At 53.3% G+C, this 12,441-nt stretch carries 14 protein-coding genes; 11 read left to right on the plus strand and 3 right to left on the minus strand.

Translation table 11 applies throughout. From position 1 onward, the window contains the following. The first annotated feature begins 17 nt into the window (after positions 1-17). From glnA to ntrC, 3 genes are read left to right on the plus strand one after another with little or no spacing between them, the layout of a single operon-like run. Positions 18-1,430 carry a type I glutamate--ammonia ligase gene (gene glnA, locus G9Q38_RS10800; protein WP_114421624.1) on the plus strand — a complete coding sequence of 471 codons (1,413 nt, stop codon included), beginning with the start codon at positions 18-20 and terminating at the stop codon, positions 1,428-1,430. Between the two features lie 10 nt (positions 1,431-1,440). Next, entirely contained in the window at positions 1,441-2,523 is a 1,083-nt protein-coding gene (gene glnL / locus G9Q38_RS10805; RefSeq protein ID WP_228276116.1) for a nitrogen regulation protein NR(II), read from the plus strand. After that, the gene (gene ntrC, locus G9Q38_RS10810; RefSeq protein WP_166130825.1) at positions 2,520-4,019 is read left to right on the plus strand and encodes a nitrogen regulation protein NR(I); all 1,500 of its coding nucleotides are present in this window, start codon (positions 2,520-2,522) and stop codon (positions 4,017-4,019) included. Before glnL ends, ntrC begins: the two co-directional genes overlap by 4 nt. A 1-nt stretch (position 4,020) precedes the next feature. Here the strand turns inward: ntrC and smpB are convergent, their stop codons facing one another. Continuing rightward, entirely contained in the window at positions 4,021-4,479 is a 459-nt protein-coding gene (gene smpB, locus G9Q38_RS10815; protein ID WP_114421626.1) for an SsrA-binding protein SmpB, read from the minus strand. 60 nt (positions 4,480-4,539) lie between these two features. Here smpB and G9Q38_RS10820 point away from each other — a divergent pair, with 60 nt between their 5' ends. The 3 genes from G9Q38_RS10820 to G9Q38_RS10830 are packed head-to-tail and all read left to right on the plus strand — an operon-like array spanning position 4,540 to position 6,404. Beyond that, a complete protein-coding gene (locus G9Q38_RS10820) occupies positions 4,540-4,971 on the plus strand; it encodes a type II toxin-antitoxin system RatA family toxin (RefSeq protein ID WP_166130828.1) in 432 nt (143 codons plus the stop codon). After that, entirely contained in the window at positions 4,964-5,296 is a 333-nt protein-coding gene (locus G9Q38_RS10825; RefSeq protein WP_166130831.1) for an RnfH family protein, read from the plus strand. The genes G9Q38_RS10820 and G9Q38_RS10825 overlap by 8 nt, the downstream gene beginning before the upstream one ends. Beyond that, the gene (locus G9Q38_RS10830; RefSeq protein ID WP_166130833.1) at positions 5,277-6,404 is read left to right on the plus strand and encodes an enoyl-CoA hydratase/isomerase family protein; all 1,128 of its coding nucleotides are present in this window, start codon (positions 5,277-5,279) and stop codon (positions 6,402-6,404) included. The genes G9Q38_RS10825 and G9Q38_RS10830 overlap by 20 nt, the downstream gene beginning before the upstream one ends. Positions 6,405-6,420: 16 nt before the next feature. On the opposite strand, the gene ygfZ is transcribed toward G9Q38_RS10830, so the two are convergent. Continuing rightward, positions 6,421-7,419, minus strand: a complete 999-nt coding sequence (ygfZ, locus tag G9Q38_RS10835) for a CAF17-like 4Fe-4S cluster assembly/insertion protein YgfZ (RefSeq protein WP_166130836.1) — start codon at positions 7,417-7,419, stop codon at positions 6,421-6,423. 129 nt (positions 7,420-7,548) lie between these two features. On the opposite strand from ygfZ, the gene mltG reads away from it, so the two are divergent. The 5 genes from mltG to G9Q38_RS10860 all read left to right on the plus strand — a co-directional run bounded on the left by mltG (position 7,549) and on the right by G9Q38_RS10860 (position 11,949). Beyond that, positions 7,549-8,559, plus strand: a complete 1,011-nt coding sequence (gene mltG, locus G9Q38_RS10840) for an endolytic transglycosylase MltG (RefSeq protein ID WP_166130839.1) — start codon at positions 7,549-7,551, stop codon at positions 8,557-8,559. Between the two features lie 2 nt (positions 8,560-8,561). Beyond that, a complete protein-coding gene (gene tmk / locus G9Q38_RS10845) occupies positions 8,562-9,197 on the plus strand; it encodes a dTMP kinase (RefSeq protein ID WP_166130842.1) in 636 nt (211 codons plus the stop codon). A gap of 11 nt (positions 9,198-9,208) precedes the next feature. Next, the gene (gene holB / locus G9Q38_RS10850) at positions 9,209-10,243 is read left to right on the plus strand and encodes a DNA polymerase III subunit delta' (RefSeq protein WP_166130844.1); all 1,035 of its coding nucleotides are present in this window, start codon (positions 9,209-9,211) and stop codon (positions 10,241-10,243) included. 61 nt (positions 10,244-10,304) lie between these two features. After that, a complete protein-coding gene (locus tag G9Q38_RS10855; RefSeq protein WP_166130847.1) occupies positions 10,305-11,099 on the plus strand; it encodes a TatD family hydrolase in 795 nt (264 codons plus the stop codon). Further along, positions 11,092-11,949: an ankyrin repeat domain-containing protein gene (locus tag G9Q38_RS10860; protein WP_166130850.1), complete on the plus strand. Its 858-nt coding sequence runs from the start codon at positions 11,092-11,094 to the stop codon at positions 11,947-11,949. The genes G9Q38_RS10855 and G9Q38_RS10860 overlap by 8 nt, the downstream gene beginning before the upstream one ends. A gap of 24 nt (positions 11,950-11,973) precedes the next feature. Here the strand turns inward: G9Q38_RS10860 and trxA are convergent, their stop codons facing one another. Then, the gene (gene trxA, locus G9Q38_RS10865) at positions 11,974-12,363 is read right to left on the minus strand and encodes a thioredoxin (protein ID WP_166130853.1); all 390 of its coding nucleotides are present in this window, start codon (positions 12,361-12,363) and stop codon (positions 11,974-11,976) included. Between the last annotated feature and the right edge of the window lie 78 nt (positions 12,364-12,441).

Here is a 12,441-nt window from a genome sequence, read left to right on the forward strand (position 1 = left end):
TTTGCTCAGGAGTTTTTATGTCCACCCCAGAAGAAGTCATTAAATTGATGCAAGACAAAGAAGTCGCGTTTGTGGACTTCCGCTTTACCGATACGCTTGGTCGCGAGCATCACATGACCGTGCCGTCACATACTGTTGATGAAGAAAAATTGGAGTCAGGCCAAGCGTTCGACGGCTCATCGATCAGCGGCTGGAAGGGCATTGAAGCGTCTGATATGTTGCTGGTTCCCGATACTGGGTCGGCACGCCTGGATCCTTTCCGCGAAGAGTCAACCTTGATTCTGACTTGTGACGTTGTTGAACCCTCCGACCTCAAAGGCTATGATCGCGACCCGCGTTCGCTGGCCAAACGCGCGGAAGCCTACCTCAAATCCAGTGGCTTGGGCGACACCGCTTATTTTGGGCCGGAACCCGAGTTTTTCATCTTCGACGGTATTACCTGGAACGATGACGCGTCGGGTTGCTTTGTAAAAATCCAATCGGAAGAGGGTTCCTGGTCGCGCGGTATGGAACTTGAGGGCGGTAATCTGGGCCATCGCCCCAGCGTGAAAGGCGGTTATGTTCCCGTCCCCCCGGTGGATTCCTTCCACGATATGCGCTCCGAAATGTGCTTGCTGCTGGAGCAGCAAGGTGTGCCGGTTGAAGTGCATCACCACGAAGTGGCCGGCCCGGGTCAGTGTGAAATCGGTACCAAATTCAGTACGCTGGTTCAGCGCGCCGACTGGAACCAGATTCTGAAGTACACGGTTCACAATGTGGCCCATGTTTACGGTAAAACCGCGACATTCATGCCAAAGCCGGTAGTGGGTGATAACGGTTCCGGTATGCACGTGCACCAATCTGTCTGGAAAGACGGCCAAAACCTGTTTGCCGGTAATGGTTATGCCGGGCTTTCTGAGTTTGCTCTGTATTACATCGGCGGCATTATTAAACATGCCCGTGCACTCAACGCCTTAACTAATCCGGCTACCAACTCGTATAAGCGTTTGGTACCGCATTTTGAAGCACCCGTTAAGTTGGCTTATTCAGCCCGCAACCGTTCGGCTTCCATCCGTATTCCTTACGTGGGAAGCCCGAAAGCGCGCCGTGTTGAAGCCCGTTTTCCGGACCCTTTGGCGAACCCATATCTGGCTTTCTCCGCGTTGCTGATGGCCGGTCTCGATGGTGTGCAAAACAAAATCCATCCCGGCGATCCGGCCGACAAGAACCTTTATGATCTGCCTCCCGAGGAGGACGCAAAGATCCCAACGGTGTGTGCATCGCTTGAAGAGGCTGTTGCTGCGCTGGATGCTGATCGTGAGTTCCTGACACGCGGTGGCGTGTTCAGCAACGACATGATCGACGCGTATATCGATCTCAAGATGGCTGAAATTACGCGGTTGCGCATGACGTCTCATCCGGTTGAGTTCGACATGTATTACAGCCTATAAGGGATAGGAAATGGCAAGTCGTGACAAAGCCATGATCGACAGTTACGACTTGCTTGCCACCGCCGTTTTGTTGCTGGATGACAAAGGGGAGGTGGTCCATGCCAACAACAGCGCCGAGGAGCTGTTCGGCCTGTCTCGAAGGCAACTTAAAAGCTTATCGGTAGCGGTGCTGTTTGGTCCTGATCCCATTTTGCAAGGGCGTTTTCAGGAAGCCTTGCAAGGGCGGTTCGGGATTTTGCGGCAAGACAGCACGATTCGGGCACCGGGAGGCCAGTCGATATCGGTCGGTTTGGCCTTGGTGCCGCTTGATCATCAACCATGGGCGGCCTTGCTGGAGGTTCGGGGTTTTGATCAGCACGACACGCTCGATCGCACGCTTCAGCTTACCCGTGAGTTAAGCGTCCAACGAGAATCCCTTAGAAACCTGGCCCACGAGGTCAAGAATCCCTTGGGGGGGATTCGTGGAGCGGCGCAATTGCTTGAGAGCGAGCTGGGCGATTCTTCACTGCAGGAATATACCGGCGTTATTGTGGCCGAGGCGGATCGCCTGGGTGCCCTGATTGATCGTTTGATTGCGCCGCAAGGTGAAGGCTTGGTCACGACGCAATTTAATGTGCACGAAGTGTGTGAACGCGTCTACACCCTGGTGAAGGCGGAATACGCTAATCAGATTGAGTTCGTGCGCGATTACGACGCGTCGGTACCGGATATTGAAGGAGATCAGCCGCGTCTGGTACAGGCTTTTTTGAATGTTGTGCGAAACGCGGCACAGGCTTTAACTGAACAACGTAACCCAGACCCTGAAGCACCGCCTTGCCTGACATTACGCACGCGTATTGGTCGTCAACTAACCCTGGCGCGGCAAACGGTCCGGCTTGGAGTCATTGTGTCGGTGATCGACAATGGGCCGGGTATCGCAACAGAGTTACGGGAAAAAATTTTTCATCCGCTGGTAACGGGTCGCGCCAGCGGCAGTGGCCTTGGCTTAAGCCTGGCTCAAGAGTTTGTACAGCAGCATGGCGGCGTGATCGAGTTTGACTCCCGTCCGGGGCATACGGAATTTCGCCTCATTCTACCGTTGGAGCAGTCATGAAACCGGTCTGGATAGTTGATGATGATCAAAGCATTCGCTGGGTGCTTGAAAAGGCGCTGGCACGCGAGGCCATCCCCACGCAAGCGTTTTCCAGTGCCGATGAAATGCTGGATGCGCTAGCAGGTCAGGCGCCGTCGGTTTTGGTCACTGATGTGCGCATGCCGGGGAAAGACGGATTGGCTTTATTACAGGAAATCAAAGCGCGCTATCCCGACTTGCCCGTGATTGTCATGACGGCGTATACCGATCTGAGCAGCACCGTGTCGGCATTCAAGAAAGGCGCTTTCGATTATCTGGCAAAGCCTTTTGATATTAATGACGCCGTCGCCTTGATTCAGCGGGCCATGCCGATATCATCGCATTCCGATGCCCCGGCTCCTGAAACAAACATGCCTCACGTCGAGCGCGCAGAGCCTGATACGACGTCGCAGGTCATGATGAAATCGGCATCGGTTGCCATGCAGGAAGTGTTTCGCGCGATAGGTCGTTTGGCGGTGTCACCGGCCACCGTGCTGATTACCGGTGAGTCAGGCACAGGAAAAGAATTGATAGCACGCGCTTTGCATACGCATAGTCCGCGGGCCTCAGGGCCGTTTGTGGCGCTTAATGCCGCAGCGATCCCACGCGACCTGCTTGAGGCGGAGTTGTTTGGTCATGAGAAAGGTGCATTTACCGGTGCCACCCAGCAGCGCCGGGGCCGGTTCGAAGAGGCTAATGGCGGTACGCTATTCCTTGATGAGATCGGCGATATGCCGTTTGAGTTGCAAACACGTTTGTTGCGCGTGCTGGCCGAAGGCAGTTTTTATCGCGTGGGAGGCTCTCAGGCGATAAAAGTCGATGTACGCATTGTCGCCGCCACGCATCAGCCGCTGGAACAACGCGTGGCGCAAGGGCAATTTCGTGAAGATCTTTTCCACCGTCTGAATGTGATTCGTTTGAGGTTGCCGCCGCTGCGCGAGCGTAAAGAAGACATTCCCGCGCTAACGGAGTTATTTCTCGCAAACAGTGCTCGCGCGCTAGGGGTAAAGCCCAGGCGTTTAACGACGTCGGCAATGGAAACGCTCCAGGCGTTTGATTACCCCGGAAATATCCGGCAGCTCGAGAATTTTTGCCATTGGCTTACTGTGATGTCTTCGGGGCAGACGGTCGATATAAAAGATTTGCCGCCCGAGGTATTGTCTGCGGCGGGCCAGGCGGACAACAGCGAGTCGGCGCTGAGTACAACGTCGACTTTTAATGAAGTACAACCTCCGATTACAACAAGCAACGATCAGGCCGATTGGGTGAGTCTGCTTGTAAAAACAGCCCGAAGCAAGCTGGAGCGCAACGAACCTGCGATTATGGCGACGCTAACACGAGAGTTCGAAAGTGCTTTGTTGAAAACGGCGTTAAGCCATTGCCGTGATCGTAAAGCGGAAGCAGCCCAGCGCTTGGGCATAGGACGCAACACACTGACACGTAAGTGTCAGGAATTGGATGTATATACCGATATGTAAGTTAATCGCGATTACGTGTGTCGTGCTTCATTAAACGTTCTTTCTCGCGGGCCCAGTCTTTATCGCGTGCAGTGTCGCGTTTGTCGTGGTGCTTTTTACCCCGGCCCAGCGCAATATCCAGCTTGATGCGACCGTTTTTGTAATGCAGGTTCAAAGGCACCAGCGTGTAGCCCCGCTGTTCGGTTTTACCAATCAGCTTATTGATTTCTTCCGCTTTTAATAGCAGCTTGCGGGTTCGGGTGGCGTTGGGATGGATATGCGTTGAAGCAGTTTTTAGCGGGCTGATATGCATGCCAATAACAAAAATCTCGCCATCGCGCACAATGACGTAGCTTTCCTTTAGCTGTACTTGCCCGGCGCGGATGGCTTTTACTTCCCATCCTTCCAGAACAAGACCGGCTTCAAAGCGGTCTTCAATGAAATAATCGTGCCGGGCCTTGCGGTTTTCAACAATGCTCATGAATAAGTAAAGCTATAGAAGGTAAAATCAACCTTACATTCTAGCGATTAAAAAGATTCAATGCATACAGTTCAAAGATCAGTCCTGGTTCCTTACACGTGCGCGCAAATGTTCGATTTGGTCGCCGATGTTGAAAAGTACCCACAGTTTATGCCTTGGTGTGGCGGGGCGAGTGTTCAGTCGCGCGATGAACATGGCATGCAAGCGTCCATTACCATTAGTTTTGCGGGTATTCGGCAATCGTTCACGACACGCAACGAACACGATTACCCCCGTCAGATTACATTTAATCTGGTCGATGGTCCTTTTTCCGAGCTGACGGGCAAATGGGAGTTCATAGAATTGTCCGCCGATGCCTGCAAAGTGGTGTACACCATGCAATATGCGTTTGCGAATCGGGGCCTGGAGCGTGTTGTCGGCCCGGTTTTCAACCGCATTGCCAGCAGCTTTATCGATTCCTTCACCCAGCGTGCCCAAGCTTGCTATGACTGAATCGCACACCTGCGACGCTTCGTATATTCATGTTGAGGTAGTATTTGCGCAACCCGACACGATCTGGCGGAAAACGCTTCAAGTGCCTATGGGAACCACAGCGCGTCAGGCGCTGGATCAAAGTGGTTTTGACCAGGCATTTCCCAACGGAGTGAGGCAGGTTGGTGCGATGGGTGTCTATGGTCAGCGCTGCCGAGACGATTATATTTTGGCAGACGGAGACCGGTTGGAACTATATCGACCCTTGCAGTTTGATCCCAAAGAATCGCGTCGTCGGCGTGCAATGCATAAACAACGAGTGAAAAATGGAAGCAGTTCTGTTTGAGCAGATCTCCGCCGCCAACGGTAGTGAGGTTGGCGTGATTGTTTTGAATCAGCCCAAATGGCTGAATGGGCTGTCGCTTGAAATGGCGCGGGCGATTACACGGCAATTAGCGCTTTGGCGCGATGATGATCGTGTGCGAGTCGTTCTATTGCGGGGGCAGGGTGAAAAAGCCTTTTGCGCGGGTGGGGATTTGCAATCTTTTTATCGTCATATTCCCGAACCGGGAATGCCGATTTGGTCGTCTGAGTATTTGCGGACCTTTTTTCGAGATGAGTATATTCTCGATTACATGATTCACACGTATCCAAAACCCATCGTCTGTTGGGCAAATGGTTATGTCATGGGTGGCGGTGCGGGCTTGATGATGGGTTGCAGCCATCGGGTTGCCACTGAAACAACTCGATTTGCCATGCCGGAAATCAGTATTGGTGTTGTGCCCGATGTGGGCGCAAGCTGGTTTTTGAACCGTATGCCCGAGTTTTTCGGACGCTTGCTTGGTATGACGGGTATGAGTATCAATGCGGCGGATACGCTTTTTTTGGGGTTAGCGCAGTACGTTGCACACAGCAGTCAGTGGGATCAACTTTTACACGATGTTCAGGCCGAGTCCTGGGGTATGCATCGTGAGGTAAATGATGTTTTGCTTGAGCAGGTAATTCGTCGGTTAACATTCGAAGATATCCCTGACGGTATGATGCAACGCAGTGCAAAGGCGATTCAATCGGCATGCAGCGGGCCGGATTTCTTCACGATTTACGGCAATATTCTGCGGTGGGAGTTGGGGGATGAAGAAGTCCTTGGGCAGGCGGCACAGCGCATGAAAGCGGGCTCTCCCGGTTCCGTGCGACTGACTTTCGAGCTGTTGAAAAAGGGGCGCTTTCTTAGTCTTCCCGACGCTTTCAGGTTGGAATATATTGCGGCGTTGAATTGTGCCGGCAACCCTGATCTAAAAGAAGGGATTCGTGCCCTGTTAATTGACAAAGATCGCTCGCCGGCCTGGATGCCCGCCACCATTAATGAAGCCGATGCGGGCTTTGTCGCGCGTTATTTCGAGCCGCCTTGGCCGCCGGGTGAAGCGCACCCGCTGGCTTCCCTGGGGGCCGGCTAGGCGGGTGCCTTAATTATTATTGTTCGCCGGGCTCAATGCTATAAGGCAAACTTGCCGGCGTTATTACCGGGCCATTGGGTTCGCCCAGCCGATACTGTGCCTGATCCATGTCGGCCAGTTTTACCTCAATCAGTAACTGTGCCTGCGTGTCGTCGTGAGCTGCGTTTATAACGCGCCCTGCGGGCGAGTCGGGGTGTGCCGAATGTGCATCGAATATATCTTGCCCGGCGAGCGATGCGATATGCTCGACTGCCACATGGGCAGTGCCGCGAGCCATTCTGCGTTTGACCGTACCCCGGTAATGACTGCGTGCCACGACTTCCTGGCCCGGATAGCAACCTTTGGTAAAACTTACGCCGTTTATCAGATCAAGATTCAATGTTTGGGGAATAAATGCTTCTTGTGTTGCATGCTCAACCCAGGGCAGGCCGGCCAGAATGTCGGATGTTTGCCATTTGCTTAACGCGTTTGCATTGGGTTCTAACGCAGGGGATTGCGTTTCGGCGGGGATGAACCACCACCTTTGCGACTCCGGATGGCTTTGCGGCGCGGCAATGCTAACGCCGCCGGGGTGTGCAATAACCCGATAAGGCTCAAAGGCATCAGGTAGTGCCCCCAGGTTCAGTCCGTTGATTTCGGGTACGGCGACATTGGCCGCCGTGTTGCCGCTTTCCAGCTTGAGTCCGATCGCTTCAGTGGACAAGCGACGGATTTTTACTTTCGAGCGTAAAACAAACATGGTTAGACGTTTGACCAGAGCGTCGGCAATGTCTGCCTTTACAAGGGCCTGGAATACAGGCTCATTGTTTTCGGTGTCGGGCATTTTCCATAAAACAAGCGTCGCGAGCGTTCTGCCTTTTGGGTTGCAATAAGCGGCCAGCATGGCGGTATTGATGGTAGCGACCATAACATCGTTACTGAGCTGACCCTGCAAAAACACCGGGGTGTCGACACCTGAAAATTCAAGGATAGCCAAGTCGGAAAGTACGGTAGCGGAACTGACGGCAAGATTCATTGCGGGCCCACAAATAATAAGGAAAATGAAGTGTTCAACGCTTTATGATAGCGGTCTTTGTCTTGCGTTGCAGAGCACCTTGCGGTGCTTGCGTACAATAACGCTGGTTATATAACTTATAGTGGCGCCATGTTGAAAATTATCAAGTCCTGGTTGCTTTGGTCGGTAAGTCTTTTAATCATGCTGGCCGGGCTGGTTGCGGGCGCTGCCTGGTATTGGGCAACGTCACCGGTAACGATGCAAGTTGACCCTGTCGATTACCGTATTGAGTCGGGTACGGGTGTGCGCGGCGTGGCGCGCGCCATGAGCGATGCAGGTATTCAGATAAATGAAGATTTATTTGTGATGATGTCCCGTTTAACCGGCCGTGACATCATGATCAAGGCGGGAGCCTATGAAGCGACACGAGGTGATTCGCCCTGGACGCTACTTGAGCGCATGGCCAACGGCGATATGACACAAACGCGTATTACATTGCTGGAAGGCTGGACATACCAGCGCATCCGTGAAGCGCTGGCAGCGCATCCCGATGTTCGTCAAACATTGAGTGGCGTCGATGATGCTCAGTTGCTTGAGAAGCTCGGGGTAGAGTATTCCAGCCCGGAAGGCCTTTTCTTTCCTGATACTTATGTTTTTACGCCGGGTACAACTGATTTCGACATTTTGCGGCGGGCTCATGTCGCGCAAAAAGCTTTGCTCGATAAGTTATGGCCACAACGTAACGCCGATATCCCGCTTAAGACACCTTATGAAGCGCTGATTATGGCATCGATCATTGAAAAAGAGACCGGGCACGCGGCAGATCGCGATCGGGTCAGTGGGGTGTTTGCCAACCGGCTGCGTTTGGGGATGCCGTTACAAACCGACCCTACAGTGATCTATGGCATGGGTGATAAGTACCAGGGCAGAATCCGAAAGCGGGATCTTACTACCGACACCCCCTGGAACACGTATACACGAAATGGTTTGCCGCCTACGCCCATCGCCAGTAGTGGTCGTGCCGCGCTGGAAGCCGCGTTGAATCCCGAGCAGCACAAATTTCTGTACTTTGTTTCAAGGGGCGACGGAACAAGCGAATTTTCAAAGAACTTGCGCGAGCATAATCGTGCCGTTGCAAAATACATTTTGGGGCGAGACTGATCATGGCGCAAAAAAAAGGCATGTTTCTCACGCTGGAGGGCCTGGATGGCGCAGGTAAAAGCACCCATGTTCCCTGGCTGGTTCAGGAATTGTCCCGGCGAGATATCAATGTGTTGAACACACGAGAGCCCGGTGGCACGCAGTTGGGGGAACAACTGCGTGAGATATTGTTGAGTCAGCCAATGACGCTGAAAGCGGAAACCCTGCTGATGTTCGCCGCTCGCGCCGAGCACGTTGAAACTGTTATTAAGCCCGCGTTGGCACAAGGGCAATGGGTGTTGTGTGATCGCTTTACTGATGCAACTTTTGCTTATCAGGGTGGCGGCCGTCAATTAGGTGGCGGAGCGGTGAACGCGCTTGAAGATTGGGTTCACCCCGATCTGCAACCCGATTGCACTTGGTTTTTCGACGTGCCATTGAGTGTGGCGCGAGAAAGGTTGGCCCGGTCGCGCGATCTAGACCGTTTCGAGAAGGAAGGAGCCGACTTCTTCGAGCGAACACGTGCTGCTTATCATGAACGTGCTCGGCAATTTTCGGCTCGCATCAGGGTGGTGAACAGCGCGCGCGCTATTACCGACATTCAAACCGAACTGGCCGAGCAACTGGATCAGCTGCTAACGCGGTGGCGTTCAGGCTGAGGGGCATGGATATGGCGTTGCCGCAGTTCCTTCCCTGGCAAAAAGAGATCGCACGAACATGGCTGGCCGGGCGAAACAATTTCGCCCATGCGTGGCTTATCCATGGCTTGGCCGGTATTGGCAAGCAAAAGTTTGCTTTGGCCGCTGCGGCTGCGCTGCTATGTGAGTCGCCGCAAGAGCAAATGGCCTGTGGTCGTTGCTCAGCATGCCAGTGGGTCGCGGCAGGCAGTCATCCCGACTTGCGGCGTATCCGCCCAGACGCGATTGCCGCCCTTGAAGGGGATGAAACAGAGGATGACGCAGCAACACCTAAAAAGTCATTGTCGCGTGAGATCCGTGTTGAACAGTTGCGGCAGTTGCACCACTGGTTTAACACGGCAACACATCGAGGCGGTTTCCGCGTTGCCGTACTTTATCCGGCAGAGTCGTTAAATATGATTTCCGCCAATGCCATGCTGAAAGTGCTCGAAGAGCCACCGCAGGGCACAGTGTTTTTGTTGGTGTCTGATACACCGGACCGTTTGTTGCCCACGTTGGTATCACGTTGTCGTCGGTTCCCGTTGTCAGTGCCAGCGCCTGAAACGGCGCAAAAGTGGCTTCAACAGCAGGGGCTCGCAGAGCCGCATAGTTGGCTTGCAGCTGCAGGCGGTGCGCCTTTGAAAGCGCTCGCGTTGTCTGTTGAATCCGATACGGCATGTCCGGTATGGTTGCGGGCGCTTGTTGTTGGTTTGACGCAAGACAAGGAAGGCGACCCAGGCGGGGTTGCCGACGCGCTTGAAAAGCAGCCTGTCACTATGTGGGTGGATGCTCTGCAACGCTGGTGGCTTGATTTAATGCTTGTCGCGCAGGGTGTTGAGCCCCGGTATTATCCAGAACTCACCACGTTTACCCGGCAAATCGCATCGCGTGTCAGTGCGTCGACCATGGCTGAAATGGCGCGCTGGCTGGTGCAGCAGAAAGCGGTGTCAACGCACCCATTAAGTACGAAGTTGTTTATTCAAACCGCACTTCAACGAGTGGTTCTGGCTTGTCGGCAGGCCGGCTGATTACGACACGTTAAGCGCGTTAGAATAGTACGTTTCAGTTTTAGAAAACGGGTTGTTATTTATGTACGTTGACTCTCACTGCCATCTGGATTTTCCCGCCCTGTCGGAGAATCTAGATACCATTTTGGCCGACATGAAGCGTAATCAGGTCAGTCATGCACTGGTAGTTAGTGTGAACTTGCCCGACTGGCCACGTCTAATCGAGATGGTTGAGCCGCATCCAGAGCTTTTTGCCTCTGTGGGCGTACATCCCGATTACGAAGATACAACTGAGCCAACCGTTGATGATCTGGTCGATCGGGCCGGTGCCAACGACAAGGTCGTGGCAATTGGTGAAACCGGCCTTGATTATTTTCGTTTAAGTGAGCCTTTGAATTGGCAAAGGGAGCGGTTTCGTACGCATATCCGGGCAGCGCGCACCAGTAATTTGCCTTTGATTATTCATACCCGCGCGTCGCGTGAAGACACGCTGCGTATTATGCGGGAAGAGGGTGCGGCTGAGTGCGGCGGCGTAATGCATTGCTTTACCGAGTCTCTGGAAATGGCGCGTGCGGCAATCGACATGAATTTTTATATTTCTTTGTCGGGGATCGTCACGTTCAAGAAAGCCCAGGAACTGCAAGAGCTTGCCAAGGTACTGCCGCTTGACCGCTTACTAATAGAAACCGATTCGCCGTATCTTGCACCGGTGCCGTATCGCGGAAAAACCAACGACCCCTCCAAAGTCATTCACGTCGCGGAAAAAATAGCCGAACTGAAAGGTATACCGGTCGCGCAGGTCGCCCAACAATCCACCGAGAATTTTTTCCGCTTGTTCGGAAAAGTTCCTCGCCCTGCGGAGCTGACGCATGTCTAAAATCAACCGCCCCCATCATTTCCGTTTTTTAACAAGCCTGGCACTTGCGGGTGTATTGCTTACCGGAACGGTGGTGAATGCAGCATCGGCTAATTGGTGGATTGATATCGCCAATGACCGGGTCGAGGCAGTAAAGACGGAGCTGGCACTGGGTGAGGACCCCAATGTGCGCAACGAAAAGGGGCAACCCGCCATTATGCAGGCCATTCAGGATCAGGCCTGGGGCGTTTATGATTTACTGGCCCGACATCGCGATCTGAATCCTAATATTGCCAATACTTACGACGAAACCCCGTTAATGTATCTGGCCATAGTAGGCGATGTCGAGCGCGCCAGGGCTTTGATCAAACGCGGTGCGAAGGTTAATCGTCTGGGCTGGACGCCGCTACATTATGCCGCGTCGAAAGGCCATATTGAAATGGTGAATATGTTGATTCAGGCAGGGGCCATCGTTGATGCACCTGCACCTGACGGTACAACGCCCCTCATGATGGCGGCCTATTCGGGCGACCAGGAAACGGTAAGGGCGGTTTTGGCTGCAGGTGCCGAACCAACGACTCAAAATCTTCAAAAGCTGGATGCCGCCGATTGGGCGCGAAACAAAGAGTTCACCTCGCTGGCCGACCAGCTTGAAGACCTGATTCAACGTACGTTGGCACAGCGCGGTTCGGGTCGTGCCCGGAGCGCAGTACCCGGTATCGTGGGTACCACACCCCCTAGCAAAGTTCCAAGCGCGCCTTCCGCCGCTAAAGCAACGCTGGAACCTTCCAGTACGCAAGCAGAAACCGGCAGTTCCACTTCACGCTATTTCGACCTCGATCGCTTCGAGCGCGACGACAATCAGTTTTAACTGCGTGCGCCCGGGGCCGGTGAGTTATTGCGGCCCTGGGTTTTGCTCTTGTTGCTGTTGCTGGGCTGCGATTTCAGCGTGAACCTGTTCCATATCCACGCTTTTCACCTGGGTTAATAATTCTTCCAGTTGGCTGGCTGAGAGGGCTCCCGCCTGGTTATATAACAGAACTTGTTCGCGGAAAACCATTAAGGTGGGAATGGAACGAATACCCAAAGCGCCGGCCAGTTCCTCTTCGTCTTCCGTATTCACTTTCGCAAAAGTGATGTCGTCGTGTTGTTCGGATGCTTTATCGAAAACAGGTGAAAAAGTCTTGCAGGGCCCGCACCAGGGCGCCCAAAAATCAACGATAAGCGGTTTGCTATCAAGAACGGCTTGTTGAAAATTATCTTTGGTGAGTTCTATTGTGCTCATGAGACTCCTGAAATAAAAAAGCGGCTATTGAAGCCGCTTGTAAAAATGGGTGTTTTGCGTTTTACCAGTGTACTGGTT

The sequence above is a fragment of the Pusillimonas sp. DMV24BSW_D genome (assembly GCF_011388195.1).
In the GTDB taxonomy this organism is placed as follows: domain Bacteria; phylum Pseudomonadota; class Gammaproteobacteria; order Burkholderiales; family Burkholderiaceae_B; genus Neopusillimonas; species Neopusillimonas aestuarii.

Bases quoted from the DNA above. Each gene is read 5' to 3' on its own strand.
- mltG (WP_166130839.1), top strand. From the start codon at position 7,549: ATGTTGAAAATTATCAAGTCCTGGTTGCTTTGGTCGGTAAGTCTTTTA.
- tmk (WP_166130842.1), top strand. From the start codon at position 8,562: ATGGCGCAAAAAAAAGGCATGTTTCTCACGCTGGAGGGCCTGGATGGC.
- trxA (WP_166130853.1), bottom strand. From the start codon at position 12,363: ATGAGCACAATAGAACTCACCAAAGATAATTTTCAACAAGCCGTTCTT.
- ygfZ (WP_166130836.1), bottom strand. From the start codon at position 7,419: ATGAATCTTGCCGTCAGTTCCGCTACCGTACTTTCCGACTTGGCTATC.
- smpB (WP_114421626.1), bottom strand. From the start codon at position 4,479: ATGAGCATTGTTGAAAACCGCAAGGCCCGGCACGATTATTTCATTGAA.
- glnA (WP_114421624.1), top strand. From the start codon at position 18: ATGTCCACCCCAGAAGAAGTCATTAAATTGATGCAAGACAAAGAAGTC.
- G9Q38_RS10825 (WP_166130831.1), top strand. From the start codon at position 4,964: ATGACTGAATCGCACACCTGCGACGCTTCGTATATTCATGTTGAGGTA.
- glnL (WP_228276116.1), top strand. From the start codon at position 1,441: ATGGCAAGTCGTGACAAAGCCATGATCGACAGTTACGACTTGCTTGCC.
- holB (WP_166130844.1), top strand. From the start codon at position 9,209: ATGGCGTTGCCGCAGTTCCTTCCCTGGCAAAAAGAGATCGCACGAACA.
- G9Q38_RS10820 (WP_166130828.1), top strand. From the start codon at position 4,540: ATGCATACAGTTCAAAGATCAGTCCTGGTTCCTTACACGTGCGCGCAA.
- G9Q38_RS10855 (WP_166130847.1), top strand. From the start codon at position 10,305: ATGTACGTTGACTCTCACTGCCATCTGGATTTTCCCGCCCTGTCGGAG.
- G9Q38_RS10860 (WP_166130850.1), top strand. From the start codon at position 11,092: ATGTCTAAAATCAACCGCCCCCATCATTTCCGTTTTTTAACAAGCCTG.
- G9Q38_RS10830 (WP_166130833.1), top strand. From the start codon at position 5,277: ATGGAAGCAGTTCTGTTTGAGCAGATCTCCGCCGCCAACGGTAGTGAG.
- ntrC (WP_166130825.1), top strand. From the start codon at position 2,520: ATGAAACCGGTCTGGATAGTTGATGATGATCAAAGCATTCGCTGGGTG.